Origin of the sequence: Nonomuraea sp. NPDC050383, assembly GCF_044459125.1 — a bacterium.
Taxonomy (GTDB): domain Bacteria; phylum Actinomycetota; class Actinomycetes; order Streptosporangiales; family Streptosporangiaceae; genus Nonomuraea.
Map to the genome: position 1 here is coordinate 19,924 of NZ_JBITIP010000035.1, position 9,069 is coordinate 28,992.

The 9,069-nt window shown below is 73.7% G+C and carries 8 protein-coding genes; 7 read left to right on the plus strand and 1 reads right to left on the minus strand.

The features are described 5' to 3' along the window. Positions 1-8: 8 nt before the first annotated feature. The 5 genes from ACIBG4_RS42070 (at position 9) to ACIBG4_RS42090 (ending at position 4,897) form a co-directional block, all read left to right on the plus strand. Positions 9-1,022, plus strand: coding sequence for an NAD(P)-dependent alcohol dehydrogenase (locus ACIBG4_RS42070; protein ID WP_310713705.1), 1,014 nt, complete (start codon positions 9-11; stop codon positions 1,020-1,022). Positions 1,023-1,026: 4 nt separating this feature from the next. Then, entirely contained in the window at positions 1,027-1,863 is an 837-nt protein-coding gene (locus ACIBG4_RS42075) for a DeoR/GlpR family DNA-binding transcription regulator (protein WP_397208217.1), read from the plus strand. 10 nt (positions 1,864-1,873) lie between these two features. Further along, a complete protein-coding gene (locus tag ACIBG4_RS42080) occupies positions 1,874-2,989 on the plus strand; it encodes an ABC transporter ATP-binding protein (protein WP_397208219.1) in 1,116 nt (371 codons plus the stop codon). A gap of 137 nt (positions 2,990-3,126) precedes the next feature. Then, complete coding sequence (locus ACIBG4_RS42085) at positions 3,127-4,059, plus strand: SDR family oxidoreductase (RefSeq protein ID WP_397208221.1); 933 nt, start codon at positions 3,127-3,129, stop codon at positions 4,057-4,059. 1 nt (position 4,060) lies between these two features. Then, complete coding sequence (locus tag ACIBG4_RS42090; RefSeq protein ID WP_397208223.1) at positions 4,061-4,897, plus strand: MaoC/PaaZ C-terminal domain-containing protein; 837 nt, start codon at positions 4,061-4,063, stop codon at positions 4,895-4,897. A 7-nt stretch (positions 4,898-4,904) separates the two neighbouring features. On the opposite strand, the gene ACIBG4_RS42095 is transcribed toward ACIBG4_RS42090, so the two are convergent. Further along, entirely contained in the window at positions 4,905-5,552 is a 648-nt protein-coding gene (locus ACIBG4_RS42095) for a TetR/AcrR family transcriptional regulator (RefSeq protein ID WP_397208225.1), read from the minus strand. Positions 5,553-5,694: 142 nt separating this feature from the next. Here ACIBG4_RS42095 and ACIBG4_RS42100 point away from each other — a divergent pair, with 142 nt between their 5' ends. Further along, positions 5,695-6,864, plus strand: coding sequence for an acyl-CoA dehydrogenase family protein (locus ACIBG4_RS42100; RefSeq protein ID WP_310713711.1), 1,170 nt, complete (start codon positions 5,695-5,697; stop codon positions 6,862-6,864). A 1-nt stretch (position 6,865) separates the two neighbouring features. Continuing rightward, positions 6,866-9,022, plus strand: a complete 2,157-nt coding sequence (locus ACIBG4_RS42105; RefSeq protein ID WP_397208227.1) for an acetate--CoA ligase family protein — start codon at positions 6,866-6,868, stop codon at positions 9,020-9,022. The last annotated feature ends 47 nt before the right edge of the window (positions 9,023-9,069 follow it).

The window sequence follows — 9,069 nt, forward strand, 5'->3', positions numbered from 1 at the left end:
GAGGGGTCATGCGCGCAGCCGTGCTGCACGGGGTCGGCAAGATCGTCATGGAGGAGCGGCCCCGGCCCGAGCCGGGCCCCCGCCAGGTGCTCGTCCAGGTCACCTCGGTCGGCACGTGCGGCTCCGACGTGCACTACTACGAGCACGGGCGGATCGGCGACTTCGTCGTGCAGTCCCCGCTGGTGCTCGGCCACGAGCCGGCCGGGATCGTCGTGCAGACCGGGCCGAGGGCGGGCCGCCACCACCCGGGGCAGCGCGTCTCGCTGGAGCCGGGGGTGCCCGACTTCACCTGCGCCCAGTGCCGGGCGGGCCGCTACAACCTCTGCCCGCGGATGCGCTTCTTCGGCACCCCGCCGATCGACGGCGCCTTCTGCGAGTACGTCGTCACGCACGAGGAGTTCGCCCACCCCGTGCCCGACACCGTCTCCGACGACGCGGCCGCGCTGATCGAGCCGCTGTCGGTGGGCGTGTGGGCCTGCCTCAAGGCGCGGGTCGGGCCGGGCACCCGCGTGCTCGTCACCGGCGCCGGCCCCATCGGGCTGCTCTGCCTCCAGGCCGCGCGGGCCTTCGGCGCCACGCAGATCATGGTCACCGACGTCAATCCCGCCCGGCTCGGGCGCGCCCGCGAGCTGGGCGCCACCGCGATCCTCGACGTGCGCACCGAGAGCCTGACCGACGCCCTCTTCGAGCCGGACGCGCTGCTCGAATGCTCCGGCCGGCCGGCCGCGACCGCGCAGGCCGTCCGCACGATGGCGCGGGCCGGGCGCGTCGTGCTCATCGGCATGGGCGGCGACGAGATCCCGCTCCCGCTGACGTACGTGCAGACGCGCGAGCTGGAGGTGACCGGCACCTTCCGGTACGCCAACACCTGGCCGCGGGCCGTCGCGCTGGCCGCCGCGGGCCGTGTCGAGCTGGACGCCCTGGTCACCGGCCACTACGGCCTGGACCGGGTCGAGGAGGCGCTCACGGCCGGCACGCGCGACCCCGAGCTGGTCAAGGCAGTGGTACGGCCGCAGGAGTGAGGACATGGCCAGGGCTCGGGCCACGACCGCCGGTCTCGAGGAGCGGAGGCGGGCGGTGCTCGCCCGCGTCGCGGAAAGGGGCGAGATGGGCATCGCCGAGCTGGCCGGCGAGTTCGGGGTCAGCGTGATGACCATGCACCGTGACCTGGACGCCCTGGCCGGCGGCGCGCTGCTGCGCAAGTCCCGCGGCCGCGCGGCGGCCGTCGCGGCCGTCACGATGGAGGTCGCGCCGGAGCTGCGCAGGCGGACGCGGCCGGCGGAGAAGGAGGCGCTGGCCGAGGTCGCCCTGTGGGAGCTGCCGCCCCGCGGCGTGATCCTCATGGACGACTCGACCACCCTGTTCCCGCTGGCCCGGCGCCTCGACGAGCGCGGCGGCTACACGGTGGTGACCAACTCCGTCAGCGTCGCCCGCATCGTCGCGGCCACCGAGCACAGCCAGGCGATCCTGCTCGGCGGTGACTACGACGGCGCCTTCGACTCGACGACCGGGCCCGAGGTGTCCCGCGCCCTGCAGCGCATCCACGCCGACGTCGCCCTCATGTCGGCGGTGGCGATCACGCACGGCCGCCTCTACCACCCGGTCCAGAAGTACGCCGCCGTCAAGGAGGCCATGCTCGACGCGGCCCGGCGGCACCTGCTGCTCGTCGACTCCTCCAAGTACGGGCGGCACGCCGCCTTCAGCCACCGCGACGCGAGCGCGTACGACACGGTGATCACCGACAGCGGCGTGCCGCGCGAGGAGGAGAGGATTCTGCGCGAGCTGACCGCCCGCGTCCTCCTCGTCGACGTCGAGCTCCGCCGCCCCGCCACCCTGACCGAACCCCTACCTGTGAGTCACTGAGGAGAGACCGATGGCCAAAGTTCTCTACGACGAGGCGACCCGCGTGTACCCGGGCACCGAGCGGCCCGCGGTGGACGCCCTCGACCTCGACATCAAGGACGGCGAGTTCCTGGTCCTCGTCGGCCCGTCCGGTTGCGGGAAGTCCACGTCGCTGCGCATGCTCGCCGGGCTCGAACGGGTCGACGGCGGTCACATCAGCATCGGCGAGCGGGACGTCACGCACCTGCCGCCGCGCGACCGGGACATCGCGATGGTGTTCCAGAACTACGCGCTCTATCCGCACATGTCGGTGGCCGACAACATGGGCTTCGCCCTGAGGGTGATGAAGACCCCGAAGGAGGAGCGCGACCGGCGGGTCCACGAGGCGGCCCGGCTGCTGGACCTGGAGGAGTTCCTCGACCGCAAGCCCAAGGCGCTGTCCGGCGGTCAGCGGCAGCGCGTGGCCATGGGCCGGGCGATCGTGCGCGAGCCGAAGGTGTTCCTCATGGACGAGCCGCTGTCGAACCTGGACGCCAAGCTGCGCGTGCAGACCCGTACCCAGATCGCCGCCCTGCAGCGCCGGCTCGGGGTGACGACGGTGTACGTGACCCACGACCAGGTCGAGGCCATGACGATGGGCGACCGGGTGGCCGTGCTCAAGGACGGCATCCTGCAGCAGGTGGACACGCCGCTGCGGCTCTACCAGCACCCGGCCAACGTCTTCGTCGCCGGCTTCATCGGCTCGCCGTCGATGAACCTGGCCGAGTTCCGCGTCGAGGGCGAGGAGGCGGTGCTGGGCGCGCAGCGGATCCGGCTGAGCCGCGAGACGCTCCAGGCGCTGCGCAAGGAGGGCGGCGACCGCGTCATCCTGGGCTTCCGGCCGGAGGCGGTCGAGGTGGCCGGCGACGGCGGGACGGACCCGTCGACGTTCCCGATCACCGTCACCGTGGTCGAGGAGCTCGGCTCGGACGCCTTCCTCTACGGCGAGTACGCCGACGCCCGCGACCCGGCGCTGGCCGGCCAGACGGTCATCGCCCGGGTCGACCCGAACGCGCCGCCGGCCAAGGGCGACCGCGTCAACCTGCGCATCCTGCCGGGCAAGGAGCGGCTGTTCTCGGTGGTCTCGGGCCGCTGCCTGCCCTCCTGAGCGGGCATCGGCCGGGGGCTCATCGACAGCGTCTTCCTCGACGGCTCCACGGACCGGGCGGCCGCTCGCCCTATCCGATTCTAGATCGCGATACTAGAATCGAATTCTGGACGACGAGCCGGTCGAAGGAGTGTCGTATGGGCGGGATCGCGGAAGGCCGCGTGGTGATCGTCACGGGGGCCGCGCGGGGGATCGGGCGCGGCCACGCGCTGGAGTTCGCGCGCCAGGGGGCCAAGGTCGTCGTCAACGACCTCGGCGCCGAGGTGGACGGCACGGGCTCGTCCCCGGGCCCGGCCGGAGAGGTCGTGGAGGAGATTAGGGCGATGGGCGGCGAGGCCGTCGCCGACGGCGCGGACGTCTCCGACTTCGAGGGCGCGCGGCGGCTGGTCACGTCGGCGGTCGAGCGGTTCGGCGACCTGCACGTCCTGGTCAACAACGCCGGCATCCTGCGGGACCGCATGCTGGTCAACATGACGGCCGAGGAGTGGGACGCGGTGATCCGGGTGCACCTGCGCGGGACGTTCGCGCCGCTGCGGCACGCCTCCGCGTACTGGCGGGCCCGGAGCAAGGCCGGCGAGCGGGTGGAGGCCGCCGTGATCAACACGACGTCGTCGTCCGGCATCTACGGCAACCCGGGACAGGGCAACTACGGCGCGGCCAAGGCGGGCATCGCGGCGCTGACGATCATCGCGTCGCAGGAGCTCGCCCGCTACGGCGTGACCGTCAACGCGGTGGCCCCGGCGGCGCTGACGCGGATGACCGAAGGGCTCGGCGGCCCCCGGCGGGCCGTCGAGGGTCCGTTCGACCCGGCGGACCCGGACAACGTCGCGCCGCTGGTGGTCTGGCTGGGCAGCGCGCGTGCGCGGGAGGTCACCGGGCGGGTGTTCAACGTGCTCGGCGGGCGGATCAGCGTGGCCGAGGGCTGGCACGCGGGGCCGGGCGTGGACAAGGGCGCCCGGTGGGACCCGGCCGAGCTGGACGACGTCATCCCCGCCCTGGTCGCCAAGGCCGCGCCCAACGCGCGAACCGACGGCCGCGTCCCGGCCGGCCCGCAGGGCGGTGAGGGCTGACATGCCGATCGACCACAGCCTGGTCGGCGTCGAGAGCGGGCCGTACGAGCGCTCGTGGACGTCCCGCGACACCCTCCTGTACGCCCTGGGCGTCGGCGCGGGCACCGGCGAGCTCGCCTTCACCACCGAGAACTCGGCCGGGATCCCGCAGCGGGTGCTGCCCACGTTCGCGGTGCTGGCCGCCCAGGCACCGGTCGCGCGCAGGCTGGGCGACTTCCACCCGGCCATGCTCGTCCACGCCGAGCAGGCGTTCGAGCTGCACCGCGAGCTGCCGGCCGAGGGGACGGTGGCCGTCACCTCGAAGGTGACCGGCGTCTACGACAAGGGCTCGGGCGCGCTGGTCACCAGCGAGGCCCGCGCCGTCGATCCCGGCGGCGAGCCGCTGGTCACCAGCCGCAGCGCGGTGTTCATCCGGGGCGAGGGCGGGTTCGGCGGCGACCGGGGGCCACGCGAGGAGTGGACGGCTCCCGGCCGGGCTCCGGACCACCGGGTGACCTGCGCGACGCGGGCCGACCAGGCCCTGCTCTACCGCCTGTCGGGAGACCGCAACCCGCTGCACTCCGATCCCGCGTTCGCGGCCAGGGCCGGCTTCCCCCGGCCGATCCTGCACGGCCTGTGCACGTACGGGATCACCGGGCGCGCCCTGCTCCACGCGGTCGCCGGCTCCGACCCCGCCAGGTTCGCCGGCATGTCGGGACGGTTCAGCAGCCCGGTCTTCCCGGGCGAGTCGCTGACCGTGTCGATCTGGCAGGACGGTGACGAGGTGCTGTTCCGGACGGCCAAGGACGACGGGACCGTGGTGCTCGACCGGGGCAGGATGGCGCTGCGGCCGGGCTGACCCCGCCTCAGGCCTCCGGACCGGGAGCGGGAGCGGGGGCGGGGGCGGTGAGCGGGTCGAAGCGGCGGATCAGCGCGACGGCGGCCTCGACCACGTCCCTGGCCTCGTCCTCGCTGTCGCAGGTAGCCACCTCGCGGGCGGCCTCGCCGATCACGCTGGTCAGCACCGAGACCGTGAGGCGGCCCATCGGGGTGTCGCCCGCGCCGAGCAGGACGGCGTTCTGCCGGACCCACTCCCGGCCGCGGGTGCGGCGGATCAGCTCGAAGCCGGGCGGCCCGTCGCCGTCCATGAACAGCATGGCGAGGTCGCGCCGCGCCCACGACCCTTCGAGGAAGGCGCGGGCGCCGGTGATGAACAGCTCGACGGGGTCGCGGACGCCCGCCTTCTTCGCCGCGGCCACGCTGGAGGCGGCGGCCTCCTCATGGGCGGCCTGGTGCTCCTCGAACAGCGCGAGGAAGAGCTCGGTCTTGCCGCCGAAGTGGTGGTAGAGGCTGCCCACGCTGGAGCCGGCCCGAGCGACCACGTCGGAGACGTTGGCGTCGGCGAAGCCGTGCTCGGAGAAGACCTCGCGGGCGGCCTGGAGCATGCTCCTGCGGGTCTGGGCGGTGCGGCTCCACTCCCACGACCCGCCCTTGCCCGTGGACCTGCGCGCCATGGTGGCTCCTTCGCGGTGCGGGGACTCCCATGGTACTCCACACAGTTCTAGAATTGCATTCTAAAAGCGGGGTTGACATCACCGATGCGCGGGACCAGTCTGGAATCGATTCCTAGAGGGTAATTCTAGAAAAGGTTGGGGCATGGACTTCTCGCTCAGCACCGAGGAACGGCAGATCCGCGACACCATCCGCTCCTTCATCGAGAGGGAGGTCATGCCGCTGGAGCCGGAGGTCCTGCGCAACGAGCGTGCCGGCCGGCCGGGTCTCGACCCCTCCGTCCTGCGCGAGCTGCGGCTGAAGGCCAAGCGGATGGGCTTCTGGGGCATCAACACCCCCGAGGAGTACGGCGGAGCCGCCCTGGGCCCGGTCATGTCCGCGATCATCGCGATGGAGACCGGCCGCACCTTCGTGCCGTTCAGCTTCGGCGGCTCGGCCGACAACATCCTCTACGCCGGGGACGAGGAGCAGAGGCGGCGCTACCTGATCCCGACGATCGAGGGCGAGCGCCGTTCCTGCTTCGCCATCACCGAGCCGGGCGCCGGGTCGGACGCCCGCAACATCCGCACCCGCGCGGTCCGGGACGGCGGCGACTGGGTGATCAACGGCGAGAAGACGTTCATCACCGGCGGCAGCGAGGCCGACTTCGTGATGGTGTTCGCCGTGACCGACCCGGACAAGGGGGCGGACGGCGGCGTCACCTGCTTCCTCGTCGACCGCGACATGGGATGGAAGTCCGAGCCCATCCCCACCATGGGGCAGTGGGGGCCGGCCGCCCTGGTCTTCGAGAACGTCCGGGTGCCGGAGGCGAACGTCCTCGGCGAGGTCGGCAAGGGCTTCGAGCTGGCCATGCAGTGGATCGGCCAGGGACGCTACCTCATCCCCGCCGGCGCCATCGGCGCGGCCGAGCGGATGCTCCAGATGGCGATCGACTACGCCAGGATCCGCACGTCCATGGGCCACCCCATCGCCGACTACCAGGCGATCCAGTGGATGATCGCCGACTCGCAGGTGGAGATCGAGGCCGCCAAGTGGCTCACCCTCTACGCCGCCTGGCGGGTGCGGGAGGGCCTGGACGCCCGGCACGCCTCGTCCATCGCCAAGCTGAACGGGGCCGTCATGGCCAACCAGGTCGTCGATCGCGTCCTGCAGATCCACGGCGGGATGGGGTACACCAAGGAGCTGCCCGTGGAGCGGTGGTACCGGGAGCTGCGCCTGCTGCGCATCTTCGAGGGCACCGACGAGATCCAGCGCCGCACCATCGCCCGTAACCTGATCAAGGGTCACGCGCGGCTCGCCACGATCGGGGAGTGAGATGCCCGTCGCACAGCTGTTCAACCCGCGCTCGATCGCCCTGGTGGGGGCGACCGACAAGTCGGGCTGGTCGATCAGCACGCTGCTGAACCTGCGCACGCACGGGTTCACCGGCGAGGTGTACCTGGTCAACCCGCGAGGCGGCGTCGTCCACGGCGAGCCGGCCCACCGGAGCCTGTCCGAGGTGCCCGGCCCGGTCGATCTCGCCTACGTGATGGTGCCGACCACGGCCGTCCTGCCCGTGCTGCGCGAGGGGGCCGCGGCGGGCGTCACCAGCTACGTCGTCCTGACCGCGGGCTTCGGTGAGGCGGGGGAGGAGGGCGCCCGGATGGAGGCGGAGATCGCCGCCTTCGCCCGGGACAACGGCCTGACCGTCCTCGGCCCGAACGGCAACGGCTTCATCAACGCCGCCGCCGGCATCACCCCGTACGGCCTGCCCATCCCGTCGCCGCTGCTGCGCGGCTCCGTGGGCGTGGTGCTGCAGAGCGGAGCGCTGGCCAGCTCCGTCCTCGGCTTCGCCCAGGCCCGCAACGTCGGCGTCAGCCTGCTCACCTCGATGGGCAACGAGTCCACGCTGACCGTCACGGACGTCGTCGACTACCTCGTGGACGACCCGGCCACCAGGGCCATCGCGCTGTTCCTGGAGTCGGTGCGCGACCCCGGCGAGTTCTCGCGGGTGGCCCGGCGGGCGCTGCTGGCGGGCAAGCCGATCGTCGCGCTGAAGATCGGCCGCAGCGGGCTCGCCTCGCGCACCGCCCAGGCCCACACCGGCGCGCTGGTCGGTGACGACAACGTGATCGACGCCGCCTTCCGCGGGCTCGGCGTCATCCGGGTGCGCTCGCTGGAGGACCTCATCATCACCGCGGGGCTGCTCGCCGAGGTGGGTCCGCTGCCGGGGCCGAGGCTCGGCGTCGTCACGCCGTCGGGCGGCGCGTCGGAGATCATCGCGGACCGGGCGGAGGACGAGGGGCTGCAGCTGCCGCCGTTCGCCCCGGAGACGGCCGCCCGGCTGGAGCGGATCCTCCCGGCCTTCGGCACCGTGCAGAACCCGCTCGACGTCACCGGGTACGTGCTCGTCGACCGGACCCTGCTCGCCCGCGCCCTGGAGGCGGTGACCGCCGACCCGGGCCTCGACGCCGTCGTGCTGCTGTCCGAGCCGCCCCGCCTCGCCCCGGCCCACCCCGCGCCCGTCCTCGCCGCGTACGCGGCCAGCGCCAAGCAGATCGCGGGCTCCCCGCTGCCCGTCGTGGTGATGGGCAACGCCCTGGTCGACGTCACCGAGTTCGGCCGGGCCGTCCAGGAGGAGACCGGCTTCCCGCACGTCGTGGGCGGGATCGAGCACGGCATGCAGGCCATCGGTGCGGCCGTGCGATGGTCGGAGGCGCGCCGCGCCGCGCTGGCCGCCCCGGCCGCGGAGCGGCCCGTGTCCGGGGCAGGGGCCTTCGAGGGCGCCGTCTTCGAGGGCGCCGTGCCCGCGGAGGCGGCGAGCGCGAGCGGCGTGTGGGCCGAGCACCGCGCCGCCGCCCTGCTCTCCGCCGCGGGCATCCCCGTGGTGCCCTCCGAGCAGGCGTACGAGGAGGAGGCCGCGGTCGCGGCGGCCGGCCGGTTCGGCTACCCGGTGGTGCTGAAGGCGTCGGCGGAGGGGCTCGGGCACAAGAGCGACATCGGCGGGGTCCGGCTCGGCCTGACCGGCCCGGAGGAGGTCCGCGCCGCCTACCGGGAGATCGTCGCCGCGGTGCGGGCCGCCCCCGGCGCGGGGCACGCCGGTGGTGCCGTGGGCGTGCTCGTGCAGCCGCAGCGGCGCGGGGGCGTGGAGCTGCTCGTCGGCGTGGTGCGGGACCCCGGCTGGGGTCTCACGCTGGCCGTCGGCCTGGGCGGCGTGTGGGTGGAGGTGCTGCGCGACACCGCGCTGCGGCTGCTGCCGGTGGACGCCCGCGAGGTGCGCCGGGCCCTGGGGGAGCTGCGGGGGGTGCGGCTGCTGGAGGGCGCCCGCGGCGCGGAGCCGGCCGACCTCGACGCGGTCGCGGCCGTGGTGGCCCGCGTGGCCGCGTACGCGCAGGCCCTCGGACCCCGCCTCGAAGCCCTGGAGATCAACCCGCTGCTGGTCGACGGCTCGCGCGTGGAGGCGCTGGACGCCCTGGTGACCTGGCGCGACTGAGCACGGCGGCTCCGCGCCGACCGGCCGGGGGGGGGGGGCCCGCCCCC

Coding starts and splice junctions, on each gene's coding strand:
- ACIBG4_RS42070 (WP_310713705.1), top strand. CDS start 9: ATGCGCGCAGCCGTGCTGCACGGGGTCGGCAAGATCGTCATGGAGGAG.
- ACIBG4_RS42075 (WP_397208217.1), top strand. CDS start 1,027: ATGGCCAGGGCTCGGGCCACGACCGCCGGTCTCGAGGAGCGGAGGCGG.
- ACIBG4_RS42080 (WP_397208219.1), top strand. CDS start 1,874: ATGGCCAAAGTTCTCTACGACGAGGCGACCCGCGTGTACCCGGGCACC.
- ACIBG4_RS42085 (WP_397208221.1), top strand. CDS start 3,127: ATGGGCGGGATCGCGGAAGGCCGCGTGGTGATCGTCACGGGGGCCGCG.
- ACIBG4_RS42090 (WP_397208223.1), top strand. CDS start 4,061: ATGCCGATCGACCACAGCCTGGTCGGCGTCGAGAGCGGGCCGTACGAG.
- ACIBG4_RS42095 (WP_397208225.1), bottom strand. CDS start 5,552: ATGGCGCGCAGGTCCACGGGCAAGGGCGGGTCGTGGGAGTGGAGCCGC.
- ACIBG4_RS42100 (WP_310713711.1), top strand. CDS start 5,695: ATGGACTTCTCGCTCAGCACCGAGGAACGGCAGATCCGCGACACCATC.
- ACIBG4_RS42105 (WP_397208227.1), top strand. CDS start 6,866: ATGCCCGTCGCACAGCTGTTCAACCCGCGCTCGATCGCCCTGGTGGGG.